We start from the raw sequence: 22,995 nt of genomic DNA, 5'->3' as shown, positions 1-22,995 counted from the left end.
GCCGGGGAGGTCTCCGGCTGACCGGTTCTGTCGGACGACGTCACCGCCGCCTCGTCACCGCTCGTTGATGGTCATGTCGCCGCCCGACTGGTAGACGCGGCCGCCGCGGGTGGCACGGGCGTTCATCCGCACGGGGCCGGCGCGCGGCGCGGGCGGGGTGAGACTGCGCGTCAACCGGTCGAGTTCCTCGGCGAGTTCGTCGGTGCGCCGCTGATCGGCGAGCAGCAACTCCAGCAGCCTGGCCCGCCACACCTCGGTCAGCTCGGCCGCGTTGACCCGGCCGTCGTCCGCGAGCAGGACCGTCTGGGCCTCGGACAACTCCTCGTCCACTGCCGGTGCCTCGTCGGGGCGGACCCGGCGCCACAGGGCGACGACGCCGCCGCGCGCCTGCTGCCAAGCGTCGGTGGCCATCGCGGCGACCACCGCCGACCCCGCCAGTTGTGCGACCGTGTTCGGATCCATGCTCCCCCGGCCCCCTGCCCCCGTGCCCGTCATGTCCCAACCCTCGGGCCCTCAGGTTACGCCGCGTCGTCATCGCTGTCAGTCCGTCCCAACGCCGCGCCGACGACTGCCCGTCCGTGGTGGTCAGGGCTTCCAGGTGCGCAGGAAGGAGGCGATGCGTGGGGCGGTGCAGCGCGGGTTGTTGAGTTCGTGGGCGAGCGCGGTGAGCTGCTCGCGGGTGGGGCTGACCGGGATGTTGCTCGCTTCGAGGTACATGACGGCGGCGGCGCAGGCGACGGTGAGGTTGGAGCGTTCCAGCCAGCGGCAGCGGCCCAGGGTGTGGACGAGGGCGGCGGCGCGGGCGTAGGCGCCGTCGTAGACGGGGGTGTCGAGCAGTTCGCCGCGGTGGCGGGCAACGGCGGCGATGGGCACGCCGTAGTCGTCGGCGGCCGGGTCGCGGTGACCGGCCCGTTCTGCTACTTCGAGGATCCAGGATTCGTCGACGTGCAGGATCACGCGGCGACGCCCGGCCGAGAGGCGGCGTACGGGGCGTCGAGCTGCTGCTCCAGGTCGTCGAGGAACGAGCCGTGCTCGTCGATGAGCCGCTGCGCCGCTGCCATGCCGGCGGCCCGGGCGCCGGTGGTGTCCTCGATGATGAGCCGCTCGACGTACTTGTTGAAGTCCAGCCCGCGGGCGCGCGCGGCTGCCTTCCCGGCCTCCAGGGCGTTCTCGTCCAACCGGACCTGCGTCTGCTTCTTCGCGGAACTCATGCAGCCATGGTAGCAGGGTGGTAGCAGCCGAGTGGAGGCCGGAGCGGCGAACGCGCAGGAGACTGGGCTCAGGGGCTCGCGAGTCCCGGCTGCAGCGGGGCCAGAGGCTGAGCCGGTCGCCGAGCCCTCGGGCCGCTTCGCCGACGATGCCTCCTTTCTACCACGGGGGTATGCCCCGATCGCGGCCTTCTACAACACCCTTCAGGTGTGGAATGTGGTAGTTTCCTCCAGTTTCGCCCGGCCGGTCGCGACCCGGTTTACCGGCGCATTCTCGTCGGCGTAGCCAAAGGAGATACCCACAAGCAGCTTCCCCTCGTCCACTTCGAGTTGATCGCGGACGGTGTCGGCGTAGAAGCCGAGCAGGCCCTGCGGGCAACTGGCCAGGCCGTAGCCGGTCATGGCCAGCAGCAGCGTCTGCAGGTAGGCGCCGGCGTCGGCGGCCAGCCGCGGCCCGCCGTCGCCGGTGACGAACAGGAACGCGGCATGGGGCGCTCCGTAGAAACCCAGACTTTCCGCGTCGTAGGCCGCGCGAGCCGGGTGGTCGTCGGGGCCGATACCCAGCGCTCCGTACAGACCGGCACCGAAGGCGGCCCGCCGTTCCTGGTGGACGGGGGCATACATGTCCTCGGAGTACGGGTAGTCGGCCGTGACCCGTCGCTCGGCGTGGGCCGTTCGCAGGGCGTCGGCCAGACGGTCTCGCCGCGCACCACCGACCACCTCGACCCGCCACGGCTGCGCGTTGGAGTTGGACGGCGCGGTGCCGGCCAGGGAGAAGACCTCGCGCAGAGTGTCCTCGGGTACCGGGTCGGGGCGGAATGCACGGGTCGAGCGGCGCCCTCGGATCAGTTGCTCGGCGTACTCCGACGTTCGCGTCCCGCCCGGCTGCATCCCGCCGGTGGGCGCCTCACTCGTGCGCGTCCGGGTGAAGACCGGTCCACTCATGGAACTCTCCTAAGGATCACCTTAGTAAACGAATTCGTTTACTTGAAGCAACACTATAGGCAGCCATCCCCTCCGAAGTAAACAAGAGCGTATACTTACGTCATGACCACGATGCCCACGATGACGACGGCGTCTCGACGGCCGGGGCGCGGAGGGCGGGAGCGCATCCTGGCCGCCGCGGCCGAACTGTTCGCGGCCCAGGGGATCAATGCGACCGGCATGGAGCAGATCGCGGAGCGGGCGCCGGTGTCCAAGCGCACCCTCTACGCGCACTTCAGGACCAAAGACGAGCTGGTCCTATCCCATCTCAAGGACCTCTCCTCGACGGGACGCACCCTGGAGGGCGTGCTGGCACGCGAGGACATCCCCGCCAAGGAGCGAATCCTCGCGCTGTTCGACCCGCCCCCGACCGGCACGGATCCCGTGCGGGGATGCCCGTTCATCGACGCCGCCGCAGAGTTCCCCGACCCCGAGAACGCGGTCCACTCCTACGCCCGCGAACAGAAACTGCTGATGGTGCGGCTGGTGACCGACCTGGTAGCGGAACTGGGCTGCCGCGAGCCAGCCGTCCTCGCCGAGCAACTCGTGACCCTCGCGGACGGCGCCGCCAGCCGCGCCATGGTGCTGGGCGACTCGAACTACGGCCGGCACGCGCGGATGGCGGCAGAGACCCTCCTGGAAAACGCGCTGCCGACCACGACCTGACAGGCCCTGCGACGCCGGTTGAGGAATCGGGTTGCAGTGGCTCAGGCGGATGCGGCGATACTCCGGCATGAGTAGAGACGCCGAGGTCATCGTGCTCGCTCGCTGGTCGGACGAGGTGATGGATCCACTGACCCGGGACGACCCTGACCGTACGTGGCGGGGTCGCTTCGTCCCGATAGCGGGGCACTGGGGCTATGAGTTCGGGTGGGCCCTGGAGTTGGAGAGGATGCGCGCCCGCAAGGGCCTGCTCAGGCACCTGGAATCGCTGCCGTGGCCGCATCCGCATACAGTCCAGGTTCTACTTCGCGACCAGGACGACGACTGCTTCGGGCTGTGGATGTTCCAGGAGGGCCGGCTGGTGGAAGTCAGCATTGCGCGCACCGAGCGTTTCCACCAGCCGGCACCGTCGAATGAGGACTTCGAACCTGACCCGGGCATGCTGCTGCGCACCGACCAGAACACGGCTCTGCCCGAGCAGACGCCAGAAGCACGCCGCGACACCCGCCCACCCTGGTAGACCCAGTTCGACAGCACATCCTGGCACGTCAGAGCGTCCTCTCACCGGCCGGGCATGATGACAAAGCCGAGCGGGCTACACCTGCCTTCCCGGCAAGGTGGATCTTGCTTGTGAGTCCCCGCCTCGCGAGCGTCCCAGGGCCTCGTCGGAACGATGACGTACCGGGCTTCCGCGCCGACCCGGGATCTTGGGGGCACGGGTGGAGGTACCAGCCGCGTGCTGATGAGCGCGGCAGGTCGTGGAATCGACGCCGAGATCCGGGATCATGAAGCATGCTCCCGGACGACTGGCACCTCACCCAAGACGTTGACGACTTCTTCGCCCGAGCCGGGGGCTTCCTGCGCTCGCGCCCCGCCCTGCACAACACGTCGCTGACGGACATCGAAAAGCTGCGGATACGCAGGCCGGACGCATACGGCCCGGTCACCGCCGTCCTCGGGCGACTGGAGGCCGGAGGCGAGGTCCGCGCGGTCTTCTACCTCACTTCGCGCGGCCGGCTGGGCCTCACTCCCCTTTCCGTCGAGCAGACCGACGCCCTCGCCGCCCATCTGACAGCTCTCGGCCACTCGCCCGCCAACGTCATCGCGGACCACGACACCGCCACCGCATTCGCCGACTCCTGGCAGCGGCACACGGGCGCGGCGCCGGCACTCTTCTGGCGGACGCATCTCTACCGTCTCGGCACACTCACCCCGCCGCAGCCGCACCCGGAGGGCCGGGGCCGTCTCGTGGACGGGACAGACCTCGAACGCGTCGTGCGCTGGTGCCGTGAGTTCTGCGTTGACGTCGGGGAGCAGTCCTCCATCGACTTGATCGACGCCGGCTCCTGGGACGACTCACGCTTCGGCGACCGGCACTTCACCTTCTGGGAGACCCCGGACGGCGCCCCCGTCTCGATGGCAGCCGCGACCTCGGTCATCGGCGGCATGGTCCGGATCGACCCCGTCTACACCCCGGCCCGCCTCCGGGGCCGCGGCTACGCGGGCGCCGTGACGGTCGAGGCAAGCAGAGCCGCGCTGGCCGCGGGCGCGACGGACGTCGTCCTGTTCACGGACCCGGACAACCCCACCAGCAACGCCCTCTACCAGCGCATTGGGTATGTCCACGTCGCCGACTTCGCCGGGTACAAGTTCTCCTGAAGTGAATCGGGTCGTGCTGTGCTTCCTGTGGTGGGTGGTCAGGTGTTGAGGACGATGGCCGCATGGGCCGCCGACGCCGGGAGGTGGTGGGCGCGGCGGGTCCGGCGGTGAGCCGGGCCGCGGCCGGATGCATCGACCGGGGCGGTGAACGGGACGGTTGGGCGATCCGAGCGGGCCGTGGACGACGCACCGCCGGGGCAGGCGTGTCCGGGCGCTCCGGCCGCGCGCCGACCGAAACAATCGGGTTTGTGAGAGATATTCACGTGCGTACGCCGATCGCGACCGACGGCCGCCTCGACGCGGCCGCCAAGCACCCTGGCCTCAGTGACCCCCGGTACCTGCTGCGGCGTCGGGCCATCGCCTCGCTGGCCCGCGGACACCGGGTCGGTGACCCCTCACCACGAGTGGACTACACCGAGGCCGAGCAGCGGACCTGGCGCACCGTCCACCAGCGGCTCTGGGACGCCCAACGTGAGCATGCCTGCCGTGCCGCCCTCGACGCCCGTGAACAGGCACCCGTTCCGGCGGATCACATCCCGCAGCATGCCGAGGTCGGGCTGCACTTGCGGAGGTTGACGGGCTTCGACTTCACCCTCGCGGGCGGTGTGGTCGCCAACAAGAGGTTTCTGGGGTCGATGGCCGACGGCTACTTCCACGCCGTGCAGTTCGTCCGCCACCCAGCCGTACCGATGTTCACCCCCGAACCGGACATCATCCATGACGTCTTCGGCCACGGGATCCACCTGGCCTCGCCGGCCTTCGCCGACGTCTACCGGCTGATCGGCGAAGCGGCGATGCGCGTCCAGAGCAAGGACGTCCTCCAGATGATCAGCGACGTGTACTGGTTCACCCTGGAGTACGGAGTCCTCGACGAGGGCGGGACACCGAAGGCGTACGGGGCGGCTCTGCTCTCCTCGTCCGGGGAGATCTGCCGTCTGCGGCAGGCTCGGATCCGTCCGCTGGACATCCGCGCGATGCTGGTCACCGAGTACGACATCTCCGGGTACCAGCCGGTGCTCTTCAGCGCCCGCAGCCTGGACGAGGTCACCGACACCCTGGGCGGCTTCCTGTCGGCGCTCGACGACGAGAGCGCGCCGCGCTTCGGACGGGCCGCGGAGTCCTGAGAGCTGTGCCGTGCCAGTACCGCGTCACGGTTTCGCGGAGGTGAAGTCGACGAGGGCGTGGGAATCAAAAGACCGGACATTCCCTCGCGGAGGGTGTCGCCCGGAACATCCGCCCAGGATCGTCCGTCGGGATTGCGGGTTCGGCGGCGTGCGCAGCACCTTCGAAACCGTGACGTGAGATTTCGGCTGCTGCGGTCGAGGGCGGGTGCGACTGGGGGTACAACAGCCGACGTCGCGTGTGTGGGGACTGCGCGGGCACGCGGCGGTGGACCGGGAGCTGTGTGTCCCGCGCTCGTGGACGCGCGACCCGGATCGCTGCCGGGCGGCGGGCCTGGGCGAGGACACCTTCTTTGCGACCGAGCCGGAGCCGGCCGCCGTGGCACCATGTACCGCATGACGACGAACCGAAAGGTCCATGCCGCGTAGACGGCCAGGACAGATCCGTGCCGGTGCCCCCGGCAGCCACCGGACCACGGGCGCAAGGCCAGTCATCGACGGCCTGTCTTCGCGCGCACTGTCCGAGATCACCCGCCTCGAGCACACCCGCAACTATCTGCAGCCGGGCGCCGTCAGCGCGGCCGTGCGCCTGTGGAAGGACTACGTCCACCAACCCGAGCGCGATCTGTGGCACGACTACGAGTGGGGCAACGTGCACTGGTACTGCTGCGGCAGCCCTCTCGAAGCCCGAGCCCTCCTCGACACCGTGATGCAGGCCGTATCGGCAGGGAGCGCCCGCGAACTTCGAAAGATCGTTAGCCGGTCGGACGCCGTCTGGAACCGTCCTTCCCCGCCCTGTGGCACGGACGGAAAATAGAGAACTTCCCAGTGACGATGTCAAGCCGCCGCCGTCATGCTCGGTGTCCTGGGCTTCTCTCAAAGGACGGGTGACGCGGCGGCCGCTGCTGCCTGGCGAACGTGACCGCCGGTCCCGTCACCCGTCCGTTCGAGTCAGTTGATCGGACCGAAGATTTCGGTGCGGTCGAAGTCGGTGTCCATGCCGTCCAGCACCGCTCCCAGTTGCTTCTCCTCGTACTTGAAGTGCGTCTCCATGACCGCCTCGATCCCGTCCAGGTGGCGGTGCGCCACTTGCGGGTCGGTCGAGTCGGCCACCGCCTTCTGCAATCCGCCGATGAGGTGCTCGATCATGTTGTGGTCCTGAGTCAGCTTCGCGACCACGGGCCCCAGGTCGGGTCGCGCCCGTACCAGTTCCGGGAACAGCGAACCGTCCTCGGCTCGATGGTGGCCGGACAGCGCGGCGCAGAACCCGTGGCAGAACAACAACAGGTCGGTGGCGGCGTCGGCGGGGTCACCGCTGTCCAGCCGCGCCCGAGCCAGCGCCAGCGCATTGCGCAGCTTGCCGTGCACCCGCTGCAGTTCCCCGCCCCAGGCCGTGACACGGTCAGTCGGCAAGAACGCCCTCCCGTCGCAGCCAGGCCGCGCACGCGGTCGTCCAGGACGCGGTGTGCGGCTCGCGCGCAATGAACTTGTGCGGCTCGCCGCCGTACTCCACGCCGTCGGCCAGGCCGATGCCGTGACTGCCGACCGGGTAGACGTGCAACTCCACCGGGACCCCGGCCGCCGCCAGCGCCCGGGTCCACTCCAGGGCGTTGGGCAGGCCCGGCGGGTCCTGAGCGGTGGCCCATACGAAGGTCGGACACACCGAGGCATCCACATGCTTGGCCGGGGACAGCTCGTCCTTGATGGGCAGCAGGTCGCCGAGCAGGGTCTCGACCACCGGCGGCGGCAGCAGGTCGAGGTCGGCCAGCGCATAGGCCAGGATCGCGAAGTCCGGTCGGGGCGGGTCGACGACGCCCTCCTCGACGGACAGGACCCGGCCGGTCATGAGCAGGCCGGCGAGTTGGCCGCCCGCGCTTGATCCGATGACGCCGACCCGGTCGATGTCGAGGCCGTGGTCGCCGTTGCGGATGTGGTCCAACCCGGCCCGGGCGTCTTCGAGCGGGGCCGGGAACCGGTCCGGGAGCAGCCGGTAGGACAGGACGAAGGCGTGGATGCCGAGGCCGGACAGCCAGCGCGCGTAGCCTTCGCCCTCGTGCGGTGGGAGTTCCCGGAAGCCACCGCCGGGCAGGACGAGGACGGCGGGGCGGGGACCGCGGAACCGGTCCGCTGCGGGGTAAAGCGTGATCTTCTGTGAAATTGGGACGGGAATGGCCGTAGCCACCTTTCGATACGACGCCTCCATGCCTGACGATCCACCCGCCACCGGCACGCGACGCTGCCTGAAACTATAAATGCCGAGGGCGGATGGGGAATTGCGTCGCGCTGCCGCAATGGCGTCAGGGCGAGCACGCAGCCCCCGAGGAGCGCGAGTCGGCATGCCCCCGGGCGTCTACTGGCCGAGGTGGACGGCTTGGACGCCGGTTCCGGCGTACACCTTCGGGGTCAGGGTGAGCAGGAACCGTCCTGCGGGGTGGGCGCCGGACGGACGGGCGGCGTGGATGGCGTGGACGGTGGACCAGGAGTGGACGAAGCGGAGCAGTTCGGTGGCGGTCACCGCGGCGTCGGCGTCGAACGCTTCGATCCGGATGAACCGCAGCCCCGTGATGTAGCCCAGCAGTCCCGGCCGCTCAGCGTCGTCGACTGTCAGCGACAGGACCGGTGCGGGCAGGTCACCGAGCCCGCCGGATGCCTGAACGTAGCAGACGGCGACTGCTTCGTTGAACGTGTCCTTCGGGTCGTGCAGTGCCGCGGCGGTCGTGTGGTCCAGGACGACCGAGACGGTCGCCACTATGCGGCCGTCCGAGAGGCGGGGTGGGTGCCGCCCAGGCGCTCCAACAGAACTGGGCCTTCTCCTCGGCCTCCGCGCGCGGCGTGCTCTGGCCCGGACGGCACGCCGCTCCGCGTCGACCTGGCATAGAGGTCATGTGGGGTGCACCCTCCTCCATGCCTTCGCAGGCCGTGGTCCGGGGCAGGGGCGGACACCGTGGGTACCGGTGGCTTACGTGGATCGGCGTGTGTCGTTCACCGGGCCGTCTCCGGGGTGCCGATGTCCTTTCCGTTACCGGCGCGGGCGATGTCGGACAGGCGAGTGACGATCAGTTCGATGTCGTCGCGGGTGGTGCGGTAGTTGGTGACGCAGGCCCGGATGCCGTGGCGGCCGGCGAGCCGGGCGGGGCCGAGGAGGGCGGTGCCGTCCTCGATCAGCTCGGCGAGTACGGCCGTGTGGTCGGCCTCGGTGGCCCCCTTGATCCGCAGGCAGACGGCGGTCAGTGACGGGGACGCCATGAGTTCCAGGTCCGGAGCGGCTTCGACGAGGTCGGCGAGGTACTGGGCGAGGTCGAGCACGTGGTCGGTCACGGTCCGGAAGGTGTCCACACCGAAGGTCTGCAGGGCGCTCCATATCTTGAGTGCCTTGAAGCTGCGGGACAGCTGGGGGCCGTAGTCCATGTAGTCGACCATCAGGGGGTCTTCGTCCGCGGCGATGTACGAGGCGGAGTACGCGTAGGCCCGCGCCAGTCGGGCGCGGTCGCGGACCAGCAGGCAGCCCGCCTCCAGGGGGGCGAACAGCAGCTTGTGCGGGTCGAGGGCGATGGAGTCCGCGCGGTGGCACGCCTCGAATGCCGCGCGCTTGCGTTCGGACAGGACGAACAGCGCACCATAGGCCCCGTCGAGGTGCAGCCACAGGTCCTCGCGTGCGCACACGTCCGCGACGGCGTCGATCGGGTCGATGGAGCCGCTGGTGACCGTTCCCGGGGTGGCGACGACGCAGAAGGGCTCCAGCCCGGCCGCCCGGTCGGCGCGGACGGTCTCCTCCAGCAGGTCGACCCGCATGCGGTACTGGTCGTCGGTGGGGATGTGCCGGACGTTGTCCAGGCCGATACCCAGGATCGCCGCCGCCTTGTCGACGGAGCGGTGCGCTTCCACGGAGGTGTACACGACCAGCTGGGGCCCGGTCGTCTGCAGGCCCTGCTCGCGAAAGTGCGGGCGCCGGACGTGCAGGGCGGTGGTGAGGGCGTTGAGGGTGGCGATCGAGCCGCCGCCGGTGAGGATCCCGCCCGCCTCGTCGCCGTACCCGAAGAGCCCGCCCAGCCACCTGATGACGGAGCGCTCGACCACGCTCGCGGCCGGCGAGAGCTGCCAGAAGTTGCAGTTCTGGTTGATGGTGGCGGCGATTGCCTCGGCGTAGGGGGCGATGCCGTTGGGCGGGCCCTGCACGTAGGCGAGGAACCGCGGGTGGGCCACGGTGGTCGAGTTGGGGAGGATCTTCTCCTTGATCTCGTGGAAGACCCCTTCGACGCCGATGCCCTGGTCGGGGAACGGCGTTTCCAGCAGGCCGGCGAGAACCTCCCGGTCCACCTCGGGAACGAGCGGGCGGCGGGCGACGGACTCCTCGTAGTCGTGGAAGAAGGCGTTCAGCAGCCGGCCGGCGGCCTCGCGCTCGTCCCGGGTCAGTCCGAGCAGCGGCTTTTCGGGCATCAGCGTCTCCAGGGCTTCGCGGTTGTCTTCGCCTTGTCCGGCCAAAGTAGCCGTGAAGCCGCCGCACTGGATGGCGAATATGCCCTTTCAAGCCGGTTGCATTAGCGCTTTGTGCCATGAGAACTGCAGATCGCGCAACTTCCGCGCACTCGCTGTCCTCCTGGTCGGAGTCTCGGGCCGCCAGGCCACTCGCATGTCTGCTCCGCGATCATGTACCGGACGAGCTGAACCCGCGGGGGGCTCCCGCCGTTCCTAGCCTCGGGCTCACAAGGCCCCACCCCACCACTCACGAAAGGACCGGTCTCCCATGCCAGTCATCAACAACTCTCTGCCGGAGCGCGACCGCGAGACCGCGGGCGCGGCGCTGCAGGCGACTCTGGCCGACCTTCTCAACCTGTCCCTGGTGGCCTCGGACTCACGGCGGATCTGGAGCACCAGTGCTGGATGTTCCACGCCTAGAACCGGGTCTGACCAGCAGCGGGGGGCATTCACGCGAGGCGGTCATCACCCTGCACTCCTGCTGTCGGGCGAAGACCGCCTCGCAGCCGAGGGTAAAGAGCCGTTGGTATTCTGTGCCATGGACAAGACCGATCGCGCAATTATCGCGCACTTGATGGAGAACGGACGTCTCGCCAACACCGAGCTGGCCGATCTCGTAGGCCTGTCTCCCTCCCCGTGTCTGCGCCGGGTGAGGCAACTGGAGAACAGTGGTGTGATCACCGGCTACCGCGCGACGGTCGAGCCGGCCGCCGTCGGCCGCGGGTTCCAGGTGCTGCTGCACGTCGAGATGGCCGTGCAGGACAGAGCCACCATCGAGGCGTTCGAGGCCGCGGTCGGCGAACTCGACGAGGTCGCGAACTGCCTGCGGATGTTCGGCCAGCCCGACTACCTGCTGTGGATCGCCGTGCCCGACCTCGATGCCTACGAGCGCTTCTACATGGCCAGCCTCACCGACCTGCCCGGGGTGGCCCGCACCCACTCTCAGTTCACCATGAAGACGATCAAGAGCACCCCCGAGTTTCCCATCGGTCACCGCCCGTCCGTCACGGAATCTTGAGGAGCAGTGCGGCAAGGCCCTCCGGGTCGGTGATCATGCAGTCGTGGCCCGTGTCCAGCTCCCACACCACCGCGGGTTCTCCGTTGGGCTGGAGCGGGGGAACGGCACGCCGCTCCCCTCCGGCACAGTGGATGTGTGTGCGAGGAACCCCGTCGGCCGCCGGGTTCACCAGGCGGACCGGCTGCTGAAGGGTTCGCAGCGGCTGGTCGGACAGAGTGCCGCGCAACCATGCCACGTCGTCCGGGTCGGTGACCCCGAACAAGCCCACAGGGGGCGGCAGTTCGGGCGGCGGGGGGATACGCCAGCCGCCGCCGGAGCTCTCCGCGAGCTGGATCATGAACTCGACCTGGTAGACCGGGAGCACGTCGGCCGCGCTCTCGCCGTCCGCAGGCACCAGCGCTTCGACGTAGACCGCGTGGGAGATTCGCTCGGGGACACGATCGGTTACCGCCGACACGATCATCCCCGCGTAGCTGTGCCCCACCAGGATCACGTCGGTGAGGTCTTCGGCGAGGATGAGACCGACGACGTCTTCGACATGTGTGTCGAGCCCCACTTCGGGGCCGAGCAGGTGCGCACGGTCCCCGAGACCGGTCAGGGACGGGGCGTGCACCTGGTGCCCGGCGGACTCCAGCAGCGGGACTGTCCGGTCCCAGCAGGCACCGCCGTGCCAAGCACCGTGAACGAGCACGTACAGGGACATGAAGTTTCCTCTTCCTTGACGGTGTGGAGAATGCGAACGCTGGGTGCGGCATGGAGCCACACCTCACGTGTCAGTCGTGGGCTCCGGGGGCTTGCGTCGTGACGCCGCCGGTGTCGGTCCATTGGGCCAGCAGACGCAGGGAGGTCTCGGACGGGCTCCCGTGCTCGGTGCCGTAGACGAAGAGCGTCTGGTCCGGGTCGTCCACGGGATTGAGGGCCTGGCAGGTGACGGTGACCTCGCCCATGAGGGGGTGGTGGTAGGCCCTGGTGCCGGTCGCACGCCGGTGGACCTTGGCGTCCGCCCAGAACCGGCTGAAATCCTTGCTGCGTATGGACAGCTCACCGACCAGGCTGCTCAGGGCGGGGTCGTCGGGGTGGCGGCCCGCGTCGAGGCGGAGCATGGCGGCGGTGTCGGCGGCGACGCGGGACCAGTCCCGGTACAGTTCGCGCGCGTGCGGGTCGAGGAAGACGAAGCGGGCCTGGTTCCGTTCGGCCGTGGGGAGCGCCTGGAAGTCCGTGATCAGGCGTCCGGCGAGCTCGTTGTGGGCCAGCACGTCAAGGCGTCGTCCCAGGACGAAGCCCGGGCGGCCGGCCTGCTGGAGGGTGTCCAGCAGGTCCCGGGTGGCACGGTGCACTCGCTGGGGGCGGGGACGGCGGGGCCGGACCGGCCGTGGCCCGGCGAGGGTATGCAGGTGGCCGCGCTCGGCGTCGTCCAGCTGCAGGGCGGTGGCGAGCGCGTCGAGGACCTCTGCTGAGGCGCTGCGGCTGCGGCCCTGTTCGAGACGGGTGTAGTAGTCCACGCTCACACCTGCCAGCCCGGCCAGTTCCTCCCGGCGCAGTCCGGACACGCGGCGTCGACCCGGGCCGACGCCGTCGAGCCCCGCCCTCTGCGGGGTGAGGCGCGACCGGGCGGAGCGGAGGAACTCCGCCAGCGATGCACTGTCGGGGTACTCACGGTCCATCTGCCCAGGGTCGCACGGCCGTTGAGGACTCCACGGCGGGAGGGTGGCCCAGTCGGTCCCCCGATGTTCATGGTCGTCACGGGTGGGTCTCGCGGACCCGGGCCGGAACGCGCGCGGCTCGCGCTCCCGGGCGGCGGGCCAGTCGTGGCCGCCGGTCAGGGCAACCCTCCGGTCCGGCCGGCAGGACGGGGCCGGCGCCGCTGCCCGCGACGACGCCGCCCGATCGGCCCGTCCTGCGGACCGGCCCCTCATCAGCCCCGCTCGGCCGCGAGGATCTCGGCCGCCCGCTCACCGACCACCATGGAAGGGGCCATGGTGTTGGCGACCGTCACATGGGGCAGCACCGAGGCATCGGCGACGCGCAGGCCCTCGATGCCGTACACCTTGAGCCTCCCGTCCACGACGGCTCCCTCGTCCCGTCCCATCCGGGACGTACCGCACTGGTGCCAGAAGGTTTCCACGGCGTCGCGCACGAACCCCTCCACCGTGTCCGTCACCGACGACGCCGGGGACACCTCCCGCTCGACGAACGGGCGAAGCGCCGCGGAGTTGCCGATCTCCCGGGCCATGGCCACGGCGGCCAAGGCCGAGCGCACGTCGTCGGGATCGGCGAGGAAGTTCGTCTCGATGCGCGGTCCGGCCAGCGGGTCCGTGCTCGCCAGGCGGACCCGGCCACGGCTGCCGTCGCGCGGGCGCATGGCAGGCATCAGGGTGAAACACCGCTCCGGCGGCGGGTACTGCGCCGCGCTCTCGGCGGAGACGGACGGCGCAGGCGAGAGGTACATGACGAACTCCGGTGCACCCGGCCGTGTTTCGTCCTCCCAGAAGCAGACGGCCTGGCTTCGCGTGGGCACCGGCAGCGGTACGTCCGTCGCCTCCCACATGCAGGGCAGGCGTATGTGGTCGTCGAGGTTGCGGCCGACACCGGGCAGGTGCTGGACCACCGCGATGCCCAGGTCGCGCAGTTCGCGTTCGTCCCCGATCCCGGACCGCATCAGCACGGCCGGGGTGCTCAGCGCGCCCAGCGACAGCACCACCTCCTGCGACGCGTCGACGCGCAGTGGCCTGCCGTCGCGCACGATCTCGACGCCGCGGGCCCGGCCTGCGGAGACCAGGACGCGGGAGACCGTCGTGTGCGGCAGTACCGTCAGGTTCGGCTGCCCCACACGGTCTGCGACGTAGCGGCGGAAGGGGGTCTGCCGCACGCCGTCGTGGATGTTCTCGTCCCGCACGGCGCCACCGGAGTTCGCCTCCATCAGGGCGCCGTTGGCACTGCCGAACCGGGGGATGCTGGTGGCCTCGGCGCCGTCGAGGAAGGCGGTGAAGAGCGGATGCACGTCCTGGGACGGCCGTATCCGCATCGGCCCGCCGGTGCCCCGGCGCTCTGGGTCGGGCGCGCCCTGCCAGTCCTCGATGCCGCGGTAGTGCTCCAGTACGTGCGCGTAGCCCCACGTGGGATCGCCCGTGGCCTCGGCGTAGGAGTCCCAGTCGGTGCGGTGGCCGCGGGCCCACACACCCGCGTTGACGGCGCCTCCCCCGCCCAGTCCGCGGCCTGTGGCGTAGGCGAGCCGGCGCCCGTTCAGCTGGTGGTTCGGCTCCGTGACATGGTCCCAGGTGCGCTCGGTGCCGAGGTTGGCCGGCCACAGGTCGGGATTGCGGACCCGCTCGTCGTCGTCACTGCCGCCGCTCTCGACGAGCAGTACCGTGACGGCCGGATCGGCCGCGAGCCTGCCCGCGAGAACGGAACCCGACGAACCGGCGCCGCACACGATGTAGTCGAACGTGGCACCGTCGTCCAGGTGGTCGGCGAGGGCGAGCCGGTGCGTGGTCGCGTCCGTGGTCGAGGTCGGCGCCGGGGTCGGGGTCGCCGCGGCGTCGGCACGTCCGGGGTGGCTGCTCATGTTCAGCGTCTCCTTGGAGTATCAGCCGCGGTCGGTGTCCCGGGCCTGTTCATAACCGAGTTCGAGCAGGGCGGCACGCAGCTTCTCCGCGGCGTCGTCCAGTGCGGACTGGTCCTCCTCCGGCTTGGCCTTGGTGAAATCGAAGTCGGACATGTCCCAGACCGGAGCGACATGGATGTGCAGGTGCGGCACCTCGAAGCCCGCGACGACGAGGCCGGCCCGCGGGGCGTCCCAGGCCCGCTGCACTCCTTGCCCGACGGCCTGGGCGACCTCCATGCACCGCGCCAGAAGCGGGCCGTCGGCATCCGTCCACCGGTCGATCTCACGCCGGGGGACGACGAGGGTGTGGCCGGGCCGCAAGGGGGCGACGGTGAGAAACGCGGTGACCTCGGGATCCTGCCAGACAAAGCGTCCGGGCAGCTCACCGGCGATGATGCGGGAGAACACGGTGGGCACGGTCGAAGTTCCTTTCACATACGGCGGACGGCTCCTCCGCAGAGGTGCGGGCCGGTCCTATTGCCGCCCCGGGTCACGGATGAAGTCCGAGGGACGGAAAGGAAGTTCCTCACGGGGCCACCTGGCGTCCCGCTGGAAGGCCTCGTCGTCGAAGCCCGCGAGGGTGTCGCGGAGTTGGCGGAGGTTGCCTTGCTCAAAGTACAGGGCTCGCAAGGTGTACTGCGACACCGCCATGGTGTGCCTGCGGTCCTCGTGCGGGATCAGCCCCATCTCCGCGGCGCGGCGGTGCCCCCAGACCACATCGCGGATGTCCTCGTCCACCCGTCGCAGGCGGGCGTCGACGAGGGCGAGCAGCTTCGGCAGCGGCGCCCCGCGGCCGAGGAAGACACGGAGCAGTACGGGGTCCTTGACCGTCATGGTGTCGTCGTCCCCTTCGACGACCCAGTGCCTGAGCGCGCTCTCGCCCGCCGGGGTGATGCGGAACACCTGGGCGTGGCGCGATCCGCCCAGCGACACCTCACTGTCCTGGACCAGGCCCAGAGCAAGGAGCCGACGCAGTTCGCGGCGGATGTGGCTGACGGCCGGCGCCGAGTAGAAGAACCGCAGGGCGAAGGCCGTCCGTTGCTTGATCTCGCCCGCTCGGCCGGCTCGCCGACGAGGGCATCGTCGGATTCGGCATCCACTTCGCCGACGTTCCCTTCGGCCGGGTACGGCGTGCCGGGACGCTTTCGCCTGGGAACCGTTGGCCTTGTCGCACGTCCCGACCCGGACGACGGCTCCGCGCGGCGGCGCGGTGCGCGGGTGCCGGAGGCACGGGGCCGCCGGCACCGCAGTACCTGGTGGGCATGGTCGGTGGGTGTTCAGGAGCGGTGGGCCCAGGGGATGGATTCGAGGAGGTGTTCGAATCGGAGTTCGCCGTCGCGGGTCTGGCCGCCGTGGTCCATGAGGACGCGGAGGCGGTGGACGACGTCGTCGGGGGAGGGGTAGACCTTGGCGTGGGCGGCGGCTTCTTCGGTGAGGCTGGGTACGGGGCCGCTGGCTTCGGCCGCGTCGAGTGCTTCCTTGGCGGCTGCGGCGACGCCGTGGGGGAGTGCGGCGATGCGGTGGGCGAGGGTGTCGACGAAGGCGTCGAGGTGTGCGTCGGGGACGGCGCGGTTGATCCATCCGTAGCGTTCGGCGGTGGTGGTGTCGAAGAGTTCGGCGCCCAGGACGATTTCCAGGGCGCGGGCGCGGCCGACGAGCCGGTTGAGGTACTGGGTGCCGCCTCCGCCGGGGAAGATGCCCATGAGTGACTCGGGCTGGGAGAGCCAGGTCCGGTCGGTGGCGGCGAAGCGCATGTCGGCGGCCATGGCGAGTTCGGCGCCGCCGGCGCGGGCGTAGCCGCGGAGCTTGGCGATCGTCACCTGGGGCAGGGTGCGCAGCCGTTCGTTGAGCTGCTGGAGGGGGTTGAGGGCGGGGTCGGCGTCGGGGTCGGCCAGGGCCATGAGGGTGCTGGGGTCGAAGGACCACTCGAAGTCGGCGTGGGCGGAGAAGAACTCGGGGTTGGCCGACTGGAAGACGATCACGGCGACGTTCTCGTCGGAGGCGACTTCCTCGGCGAAGGCCTTGAGGTCTCCGGCCAGTGTGGCGTCGACGGTGTTCACCGGCGGGTTGTCCAGGGTCACCCGGGCGATCCGGTCCTCCACGCGGACCACCAGGGACTTGTAGCCGCTGTAGCTCATCGCTGCACTCCTGCGGACGGGTGGGACGGCTGGGCCGCGCCACGTTGTTTAGTGGGTATTACAGAAGGAGCGTAACAGATTCTTTAGCGTGCGCTAAACTTTGTGTCATGACAGGCAGACCAAGGACGTTCGACAAGGACACGGTGCTCCGGATGGCGATGCGCGCCTTCTGGGAGCGCGGGTACGACGGGGTGAGCGTCGCGCAGCTGTGCAAGGAGGCGGGGATCGGCGCGCCGAGCCTGTACGCGGCGTTCGGCGACAAGAACGCGCTGTTCGAGAAGGCGTGCGCGCTCTACACCGAGCATCTGGACGAGGACCTGGAGCGCGATCTGTCGGCGCCCACGGCACGCGAGGCGATCGAGCGCCTGCTGCGGTCCTCGGCCGAGCACTTCTCCGCGCCCGGACAGCCCCCCGGTTGCCTCGTCATGGGCGAGCCGCGGCTCGCCGAACGGCGCGGCAGGACACGCGAGATGATCCGGGCGCGGCTGCGCCGGGCCGCCGCTGAGGGAGAGCTCACGTCGGCCGCCGAGGCCGACGGCGTGGCGGCGTTCGTCGACACCGTCCTGGCCGGCATGGCCGCCCTGGCCCGCGACGGCGCCGACCGGGCCCAGCTCCTGGACGCGGCCCGTCATGCGACCCGGGCCTGGCCCGCGTAACGCACCCTTCTCCCCCGGCTCGCCGGAGCCGCACGTGCACCGTAAAGAGAGCTGGGGCGGTGGGGGTTGCAGGCGGAGTAGACCGGTCGTATAGTCCTGGGTGTCGGAACGCGACAGACACCGCAATTCCCGGAAGGGGAAGGCATCATGGGACGCATCAAGGTCGGCACGGAGAACAGCACCGACATCGAACTGCACTACGAGGACAAGGGCAGCGGACAGCCCGTCGTCCTCATCCACGGCTACCCGCTGGACGGCAACTCCTGGGAGGGCCAGGTCCCGGCCCTGCTGGCCGCCGGCCACCGCGTCATCACCTACGACCGGCGCGGCTTCGGCAAGTCCAGCCAGCCCTCCACCGGCTACGACTACGACACCTTCGCCGCCGACCTCAACACCCTCATGGAGACCCTCGACCTGCACGACGCCGTCCTGGTCGGCTTCTCCATGGGCACCGGCGAAGTCGCCCGCTACCTCTCCCTCTACGGCTCCGCCCGCATCGCCAAGGCCGCATTCCTCGCCTCACTGGAACCGTACCTGGCCATCACCGACGACAACCCCGACGGCGCCGCCCCCCTCTCCTTCTTCCGCGGCGTCTCCGAAACCGTGAGCAAGGACCGCTACGCCTTCTTCACCGGCTTCTACACCGACTTCTACAACCTCGACGAGAACCTCGGCACCCGGGTCAGCGAGGAAGCCGTACGCCATGCCTGGAACACCGCAGCCGGAGCCGGCCCCATCGCCTCCGCCGCCGCACCCCTGACCTGGCCCACCGACTTCCGCGCCGACATCCCCAAGATCGACGTCCCCGCCCTCATCGTCCACGGCACCGGCGACCGCACCCTGCCCGTCGACGCCACCGGACGCCGCTTCGCCAAAGCCCTGCCCACCGCCACCTACGTCGAGATCGACGGCGCACCCCACGGCCTCCTCACCACCCACACCACCGAAATCAACGAAATCCTCCTCGACTTCCTCGCCCGGTGACATTCCGCGCTGGGGCGGTGCGGCCGAGCCATGAAGCCGAATAGGCGACTGGTCTAATGGGCGGTAAGGTGGTAAGCATGCCAGCTATCCAGGGCGACACTCGCCGCAGCATTCTCGACGCCGCCCAGCGGATCATGGCCCGCAAGGGATTCTCCGCAGTGGGTATCAACGAAGTCCTCACCGCGGCCGGGGTGCCGAAGGGGTCGTTCTACCACTTCTTCGGCTCCAAGGACGCCTTCGGCGAGGCCATGATGCGGGCCTACTTCACCGACTACCTGGCGGACATGGACCGCGTCCTCGCCCAGCCGGGCCTGACCTCGGCGCAGCGGCTGATGAACTACTGGCAGAACTGGCACGAGACACAGAGCCTCGACGACTGCCAGGGCAAGTGCCTGGCCGTCAAGCTCGGCGCGGAGGTCTCCGACCTGTCGGAGGCGATGCGGATCGCCCTGAAGGAAGGCACCAACTCCATCATCGACCGGCTGGAGCGGACGATCACGGCAGGCCTGAAGGACGGCTCGATCACCGTCGACGCCACCCCCCGCGAGACCGCGCGGGCCCTGTACGACATGTGGCTCGGAGCGAGCGTCATGACCAAGATCCACCGCGACATCGGCCAGCTGGACACCACGATGACGGTCACCCGTCAACTCCTGCACCTGTAGAACCCCTGCACCTGTAGAACCAAGGAATCAGGTCGCCCTCGACCCTCGACTCTCGACCCTGAAGATCCACCCGGAATCCGGCCGGCTCTCGCTACTCTGCTTGAGACGACCGGTCTACTCAAGAAGGAAGTGCACCCCATGAAGATCCTCATCGTTCTCACCTCGCACGACGAGCTCGGCACCACCGGCCGCAAGACCGGCTTCTGGCTGGAGGAACTCGCCGCCCCCTACTACCGCTTCAAGGAAGCCGGCGCCGAAGTCGTCCTCGCCTCCCCCAAGGGCGGCCGACCGCCGCTGGACCCCAAGAGCAACGAACCCGCGTTCCAGACCGACGAGACCCGCCGCTTCGAGGCCGACCCCGACGCCATGGCCGACCTCGCCCACACCGTCCGGCTCGACAGCGTCTCCGCCGACGACTTCGACACCGTCTTCTACCCCGGTGGCCACGGCCCCCTGTGGGACCTGGCCGAAGACCCCACCTCCGTCCGGCTCGTCGAAGCCACCCTGCGTGCGGGCAAGCCCCTCGCCCTGGTCTGCCACGCCCCCGGCGCCCTGCGCCACGCCACCAACCCCGACGGCACCCCCCTCGTCCGCGGCCGGAAGGTCACCGGCTTCACCAACGGCGAGGAGGCCGACGCCGGCCTCACCGAGGTCGTCCCCTTCCTCGTCGAGGACGAGCTCAAGCGACTCGGCGCCGACTACAGCAAGACGGACAACTGGCAGCCCTACGTCGTCATCGACGGCCTCCTCATCACCGGCCAGAGCCCCGCCTCCTCCGGGCCCGCCGCCGACGCGCTCCTCACCCTCCTCACCCTCGTCAACCAGGTCGACGACGCCCGCGCATAACCCACACCGCCACACACGGACCACCCACCCCGCGGGCCCACCGGCACCAGCCCAAGGGCCCGCGGGGCACACCCCCACCAGCACCAGCACCAGCACCCCAGCACAGTCACTCCCACCAGAGACGAAGAAGCCCACCCCGCAAGGCCGGCCCCGGCCGGCACCCGACCAAGGAAAGTGACACCAATGAAGGTCTTCATCGTAGGTATCGCCGGCGGTATCGGGAGCCGTCTGGCCCGTCTTCTGACCGCCGCCGGTGACCAGGTCGACGGGCTCTACCGCCGCCCGGAACAGGGCGAACGCCTCGCCGCCGAGGACATCCACGCCACCCACGGCGACCTGACCCGCCTCGACGCGCCCGCCCTCGCCGGCCTCCTCCACGGCACCAACGTCCTGGTCTTCTCCGCCGGAGCCGGCGGTGAAGGCGGCACCGCCGGCACCACCGCCATCGACGGCACCGGCCTGACCACCACCGTCGAGGCAGCCCGCCTCGCCGGCATCCACCGCCTGCTGCTCGTCTCCGTCTTCCCCGAGGCCTGGCGCGGCCGCGAAGTGTCCGACACCTTCGAGCACTACATCGACGTCAAGAAGCAGGCGGACGTCGCACTGGCCGCCACCGACCTCGACTGGACCATCCTGCGCCCCGCCGCACTCACCGACGAACCGGGCACCGGCCGGATCAGCCTCGCCCCCGCTCTGATCAACACCGACATCACCCGCGACGACGTGGCTGCCACCCTCGCCGAACTCGTGCACACCCCGCAGATCCGCCGACAGATCCTCGAACTCACCCAAGGCCCCGAGCCCGTCGCCGACGCCGTCCGCCGACAGACCCGCAACTGACCGGCGGAGCCTCTCGATTCAGGAGTTCTGCCGGGTGTACTCGGTGGGGCTGAGTCCCGTAGCGCTGCTTGAAGGCGCGGCTGAAGTGGCTGCTGTCGGCGCACTGCCAGTGCGCGGCAATCTCCGAGACGGTCAGCCGGGTCGCCGACAGCGCCTGTCTGGCCGACTCCAGACGCCTCCCCCGGATGTAGGCGGTCACAGTCTCCCCGCCGACCGCGAACGCGCGCTGCAGAGTACGCACGGAAACGTTCAGTTCCCGGGCCAGCATCGCCGGCGAGAGGTCGGCGTCGGCGAGCCGCTGCTCCGCGAGGTTCTTGGCGGCCTGGGCGAGGGCCGGAGCCAGGCGCGTGTTCACATCGTCGAAGCCGCGGTGTGCCACCGCGACGGCCAACTCGACCAGTGTGTCCCGCGCGGCCCGGACGCCGGCCGGGCTCAGTTCGGGCAGTACCTCCTCCACCATGGTCGCGTGCGCCACCAGGAGGCGTACCTCGGGCGGCGTCGGAGTGGCCGATGACTTCGCGGCCGACGAGCGGCAGCGAGAAGAGGGCGGCGGCGGGCAGCACGATGCACCGCGCCCTCGTACGGGGCGGGAGCGCGAAGTGAGGCAGCCCCGTGGCATGCCGCAGCAGGAATTCTCCCGCCACCACGGTGTGTTCCACCGTGCTGTGCCTGCTGCCCAGCGCAGGGTGTGCATGCTCGGTCCAATTGCCTTGCGGTCCTGACGCCGGCCAGTGACTCTGGGCCGATGCCAGGACAGGGAAAAAGAAGGCGGCGACGAGAGGCCGAGAGGCTACGGCAGGCTGCTCGTACCGCGCCGGACGTGGGACGGTGGGAAGTGTTCTTTGAGACTCGGGACAGGGCGGAACTGGGTACGCAGTTGAGCCGTCTTCGGGAGGCAGGAGTCGACGGGCCGATGATCCGGATCGACACGCTGTGCGGGCGCCTGGCGCTGCCGACCACCTACCGGCTGAGCCGGTTCGTGACGGACCCCGCGCGGGAGTCCGAGCACGAGCACTCTGATCATTGATCTTGTGGCAGGTCGAGGTGAGTTGACGGACGCGGCGTGGGAGCGAGTAGAGCCCCTGTTGCCGCAGGTGGATGGGCATGGTCGTCCGTGGCGTGATCACCGGCAGGTGGCCAACGGGGTGCTGTGGCGGCTGCGGACCGGGGCCCCGTGGCGCGATCTGCCTGAGCGGTACGGACCGTGGCAGACCGTCTACGAGCGATTCGCCCGCTGGGAAGCGGATGGGACCCGGGCGAAGCTGCTGGAACACGTTCAGGTCCACGATGACTCAGTGGGCCGGGTGGAGTGGACTGCTGCCGTCGATTCCACCGTCAACCGGGCCCACCAGCATGCGGCCGACGCCCGCAAAAATGGGCAGGCGACGGGGACGAACTGGAAGATCCGGTCAGCTCGCAGGCGCGCCAGGCCCTCGGCCGGTCCCGAGGCGGGCTGACCACCAAGGTCCACCTCGCCGTCGATGGTCGGGGCCTGCCGTTGTCCATCGTGCTCACGCCCGGCAACACCAACGACGCCACCGCGTTCGGCCAGGTACTCGACGGGATTCGCGTCCCGCGCGCCACCACCGGCCGGCCCCGCACGACACCGGTGCGAGTGCTCGGCGATAAGGCGTATTCCAGCAGGGCGATCCGCCACCTTCTGCGGCGCCGGGGCATCGCTGCCACGATCCCCGAGCGTCGGGACCAGGTGGTATGCCGCCGGCGACGTGGAATTCACGGCGGCCGCCCACCCGTCTTCGACAAGGACATCTACCGCGACCGCAACGTGGTCGAGCGATGCTTCGCCCGCCTCAAGCAGTTCCGCGCGATCGCCACCAGGTTCGACAAGCTCGCCGACCGCTACAGGGCTGGAATCGTCCTGGCAGCCCTATCCCTGTGGCTCAGCGAACCCGCCAGGTGATCATTTGTCAGACAGGCCCTAATCGGATTGCTCTGTCGGAGATCTAACGGTCCAGTCTCGCTGCCCTGGCGGCCCGCTGGGCAGAGGGCGTGTCCACGGTGAGCCGGGCGACACGCGGATTCGATGCCGCGAGATTGATCAACGGCCGGAAGAGACACGTCCCGGCACGAAGGGGTTCCCCGTGATGATCACGGTGCCTCCCACCGACATGC

Annotated in this window: 26 protein-coding genes and 3 pseudogenes; 13 read left to right on the top strand and 16 right to left on the bottom strand. The window is 69.8% G+C overall.

What is annotated here, in order from left to right:
• Positions 1–54: 54 nt before the first annotated feature.
• From ACH4D3_RS39460 to ACH4D3_RS39445, 4 genes are all read right to left on the bottom strand, one after another.
• The gene (locus tag ACH4D3_RS39460) at positions 55–462 is read right to left on the bottom strand and encodes a hypothetical protein (RefSeq protein ID WP_398332594.1); all 408 of its coding nucleotides are present in this window, start codon (positions 460–462) and stop codon (positions 55–57) included.
• A 123-nt stretch (positions 463–585) separates the two neighbouring features.
• Positions 586–957 carry a fic family toxin-antitoxin system, toxin component gene (locus tag ACH4D3_RS39455; protein WP_385361887.1) on the bottom strand — a complete coding sequence of 124 codons (372 nt, stop codon included), beginning with the start codon at positions 955–957 and terminating at the stop codon, positions 586–588.
• Positions 954–1,211, bottom strand: coding sequence for a hypothetical protein (locus ACH4D3_RS39450; protein WP_398332593.1), 258 nt, complete (start codon positions 1,209–1,211; stop codon positions 954–956). The genes ACH4D3_RS39455 and ACH4D3_RS39450 overlap by 4 nt, the downstream gene beginning before the upstream one ends.
• 201 nt (positions 1,212–1,412) lie before the next feature.
• On the bottom strand, positions 1,413–2,099 hold the full coding sequence (locus ACH4D3_RS39445; RefSeq protein ID WP_398332616.1) for a nitroreductase family protein: 687 nt from the start codon (positions 2,097–2,099) through the stop codon (positions 1,413–1,415).
• A gap of 165 nt (positions 2,100–2,264) precedes the next feature.
• On the opposite strand from ACH4D3_RS39445, the gene ACH4D3_RS39440 reads away from it, so the two are divergent.
• On the top strand, positions 2,265–2,858 hold the full coding sequence (locus ACH4D3_RS39440) for a TetR/AcrR family transcriptional regulator (protein WP_398332615.1): 594 nt from the start codon (positions 2,265–2,267) through the stop codon (positions 2,856–2,858).
• Between the two features lie 67 nt (positions 2,859–2,925).
• The gene (locus tag ACH4D3_RS39435; protein WP_398332592.1) at positions 2,926–3,375 is read left to right on the top strand and encodes a hypothetical protein; all 450 of its coding nucleotides are present in this window, start codon (positions 2,926–2,928) and stop codon (positions 3,373–3,375) included.
• Positions 3,376–3,419: 44 nt separating this feature from the next.
• On the opposite strand, the pseudogene ACH4D3_RS39430 reads toward ACH4D3_RS39435, so the two are convergent.
• Positions 3,420–3,630: pseudogene (locus ACH4D3_RS39430) on the bottom strand (IS5/IS1182 family transposase); the annotation flags it as partial.
• A 17-nt stretch (positions 3,631–3,647) separates the two neighbouring features.
• On the opposite strand from ACH4D3_RS39430, the gene ACH4D3_RS39425 reads away from it, so the two are divergent.
• The 4 genes and pseudogenes from ACH4D3_RS39425 to ACH4D3_RS39410 all read left to right on the top strand — a co-directional run bounded on the left by ACH4D3_RS39425 (position 3,648) and on the right by ACH4D3_RS39410 (position 6,452).
• Positions 3,648–4,514: a GNAT family N-acetyltransferase gene (locus tag ACH4D3_RS39425; RefSeq protein WP_398332591.1), complete on the top strand. Its 867-nt coding sequence runs from the start codon at positions 3,648–3,650 to the stop codon at positions 4,512–4,514.
• 263 nt (positions 4,515–4,777) lie between these two features.
• Positions 4,778–5,638, top strand: a complete 861-nt coding sequence (locus tag ACH4D3_RS39420) for a phenylalanine 4-monooxygenase (RefSeq protein WP_398332590.1) — start codon at positions 4,778–4,780, stop codon at positions 5,636–5,638.
• A gap of 244 nt (positions 5,639–5,882) precedes the next feature.
• Positions 5,883–6,014: pseudogene (locus ACH4D3_RS39415) on the top strand (IS701 family transposase); the annotation flags it as partial.
• A 39-nt stretch (positions 6,015–6,053) separates the two neighbouring features.
• Positions 6,054–6,452 (top strand): hypothetical protein, encoded by a 399-nt coding sequence (locus ACH4D3_RS39410; RefSeq protein ID WP_398332589.1) that lies wholly within the window; start codon positions 6,054–6,056, stop codon positions 6,450–6,452.
• Positions 6,453–6,586: 134 nt separating this feature from the next.
• Here the strand turns inward: ACH4D3_RS39410 and ACH4D3_RS39405 are convergent, their stop codons facing one another.
• The 4 genes from ACH4D3_RS39405 to ACH4D3_RS39390 all read right to left on the bottom strand — a co-directional run bounded on the left by ACH4D3_RS39405 (position 6,587) and on the right by ACH4D3_RS39390 (position 10,072).
• Positions 6,587–7,048, bottom strand: coding sequence for a hemerythrin domain-containing protein (locus ACH4D3_RS39405; protein WP_398332588.1), 462 nt, complete (start codon positions 7,046–7,048; stop codon positions 6,587–6,589).
• A complete protein-coding gene (locus ACH4D3_RS39400; protein ID WP_398332587.1) occupies positions 7,038–7,817 on the bottom strand; it encodes an alpha/beta hydrolase in 780 nt (259 codons plus the stop codon). Before ACH4D3_RS39400 ends, ACH4D3_RS39405 begins: the two co-directional genes overlap by 11 nt.
• Positions 7,818–7,985: 168 nt before the next feature.
• Positions 7,986–8,384 (bottom strand): hypothetical protein, encoded by a 399-nt coding sequence (locus ACH4D3_RS39395; protein WP_398332586.1) that lies wholly within the window; start codon positions 8,382–8,384, stop codon positions 7,986–7,988.
• A 233-nt stretch (positions 8,385–8,617) separates the two neighbouring features.
• On the bottom strand, positions 8,618–10,072 hold the full coding sequence (locus ACH4D3_RS39390; RefSeq protein ID WP_398332585.1) for a pyridoxal phosphate-dependent decarboxylase family protein: 1,455 nt from the start codon (positions 10,070–10,072) through the stop codon (positions 8,618–8,620).
• 307 nt (positions 10,073–10,379) lie between these two features.
• Between ACH4D3_RS39390 and ACH4D3_RS39385 the strand changes: the two genes are divergently transcribed.
• Positions 10,380–11,129 (top strand): Lrp/AsnC family transcriptional regulator, encoded by a 750-nt coding sequence (locus ACH4D3_RS39385; RefSeq protein WP_398332584.1) that lies wholly within the window; start codon positions 10,380–10,382, stop codon positions 11,127–11,129.
• Here the strand turns inward: ACH4D3_RS39385 and ACH4D3_RS39380 are convergent.
• The 6 genes from ACH4D3_RS39380 to ACH4D3_RS39355 all read right to left on the bottom strand — a co-directional run bounded on the left by ACH4D3_RS39380 (position 11,116) and on the right by ACH4D3_RS39355 (position 16,871).
• Positions 11,116–11,832: an alpha/beta fold hydrolase gene (locus ACH4D3_RS39380; protein WP_398332583.1), complete on the bottom strand. Its 717-nt coding sequence runs from the start codon at positions 11,830–11,832 to the stop codon at positions 11,116–11,118. The genes ACH4D3_RS39385 and ACH4D3_RS39380 overlap by 14 nt on opposite strands.
• Before the next feature lie 70 nt (positions 11,833–11,902).
• Entirely contained in the window at positions 11,903–12,793 is an 891-nt protein-coding gene (locus tag ACH4D3_RS39375) for a helix-turn-helix transcriptional regulator (protein WP_398332582.1), read from the bottom strand.
• 251 nt (positions 12,794–13,044) lie between these two features.
• Positions 13,045–14,694, bottom strand: coding sequence for a GMC family oxidoreductase (locus ACH4D3_RS39370; protein ID WP_398332581.1), 1,650 nt, complete (start codon positions 14,692–14,694; stop codon positions 13,045–13,047).
• Between the two features lie 21 nt (positions 14,695–14,715).
• Complete coding sequence (locus tag ACH4D3_RS39365) at positions 14,716–15,150, bottom strand: HIT family protein (protein ID WP_386906216.1); 435 nt, start codon at positions 15,148–15,150, stop codon at positions 14,716–14,718.
• Positions 15,151–15,207: 57 nt separating this feature from the next.
• Positions 15,208–15,666, bottom strand: coding sequence for a hypothetical protein (locus tag ACH4D3_RS39360; protein WP_398332580.1), 459 nt, complete (start codon positions 15,664–15,666; stop codon positions 15,208–15,210).
• 344 nt (positions 15,667–16,010) lie between these two features.
• Positions 16,011–16,871 carry an enoyl-CoA hydratase/isomerase family protein gene (locus ACH4D3_RS39355; protein ID WP_398332579.1) on the bottom strand — a complete coding sequence of 287 codons (861 nt, stop codon included), beginning with the start codon at positions 16,869–16,871 and terminating at the stop codon, positions 16,011–16,013.
• A gap of 107 nt (positions 16,872–16,978) precedes the next feature.
• On the opposite strand from ACH4D3_RS39355, the gene ACH4D3_RS39350 reads away from it, so the two are divergent.
• The 5 genes from ACH4D3_RS39350 (at position 16,979) to ACH4D3_RS39330 (ending at position 20,862) form a co-directional block, all read left to right on the top strand.
• The gene (locus tag ACH4D3_RS39350) at positions 16,979–17,527 is read left to right on the top strand and encodes a TetR/AcrR family transcriptional regulator (protein ID WP_398332578.1); all 549 of its coding nucleotides are present in this window, start codon (positions 16,979–16,981) and stop codon (positions 17,525–17,527) included.
• A gap of 147 nt (positions 17,528–17,674) precedes the next feature.
• On the top strand, positions 17,675–18,511 hold the full coding sequence (locus ACH4D3_RS39345; RefSeq protein WP_398332577.1) for an alpha/beta fold hydrolase: 837 nt from the start codon (positions 17,675–17,677) through the stop codon (positions 18,509–18,511).
• A 77-nt stretch (positions 18,512–18,588) separates the two neighbouring features.
• Positions 18,589–19,176 (top strand): TetR/AcrR family transcriptional regulator, encoded by a 588-nt coding sequence (locus ACH4D3_RS39340; RefSeq protein WP_398332576.1) that lies wholly within the window; start codon positions 18,589–18,591, stop codon positions 19,174–19,176.
• A 138-nt stretch (positions 19,177–19,314) separates the two neighbouring features.
• Positions 19,315–20,022: a type 1 glutamine amidotransferase domain-containing protein gene (locus ACH4D3_RS39335; RefSeq protein WP_398332575.1), complete on the top strand. Its 708-nt coding sequence runs from the start codon at positions 19,315–19,317 to the stop codon at positions 20,020–20,022.
• Between the two features lie 183 nt (positions 20,023–20,205).
• Positions 20,206–20,862 (top strand): NAD(P)-binding oxidoreductase, encoded by a 657-nt coding sequence (locus ACH4D3_RS39330; RefSeq protein WP_398332574.1) that lies wholly within the window; start codon positions 20,206–20,208, stop codon positions 20,860–20,862.
• Here the strand turns inward: ACH4D3_RS39330 and ACH4D3_RS39325 are convergent.
• Entirely contained in the window at positions 20,807–21,337 is a 531-nt protein-coding gene (locus tag ACH4D3_RS39325) for a helix-turn-helix transcriptional regulator (RefSeq protein ID WP_398332573.1), read from the bottom strand. The genes ACH4D3_RS39330 and ACH4D3_RS39325 overlap by 56 nt on opposite strands.
• 556 nt (positions 21,338–21,893) lie before the next feature.
• On the opposite strand from ACH4D3_RS39325, the pseudogene ACH4D3_RS39320 reads away from it, so the two are divergent.
• A pseudogene (locus tag ACH4D3_RS39320) lies at positions 21,894–22,805 on the top strand (IS5 family transposase).
• Positions 22,806–22,995: the final 190 nt, after the last annotated feature.

Source organism: Streptomyces sp. NPDC018026 (genome assembly GCF_044327745.1).
GTDB lineage: Bacteria > Actinomycetota > Actinomycetes > Streptomycetales > Streptomycetaceae > Streptomyces > Streptomyces rubrogriseus.
The sequence above is the reverse complement of the archived record's forward strand: the minus strand, read 5'-3'. Positions and strand labels throughout refer to the sequence as shown.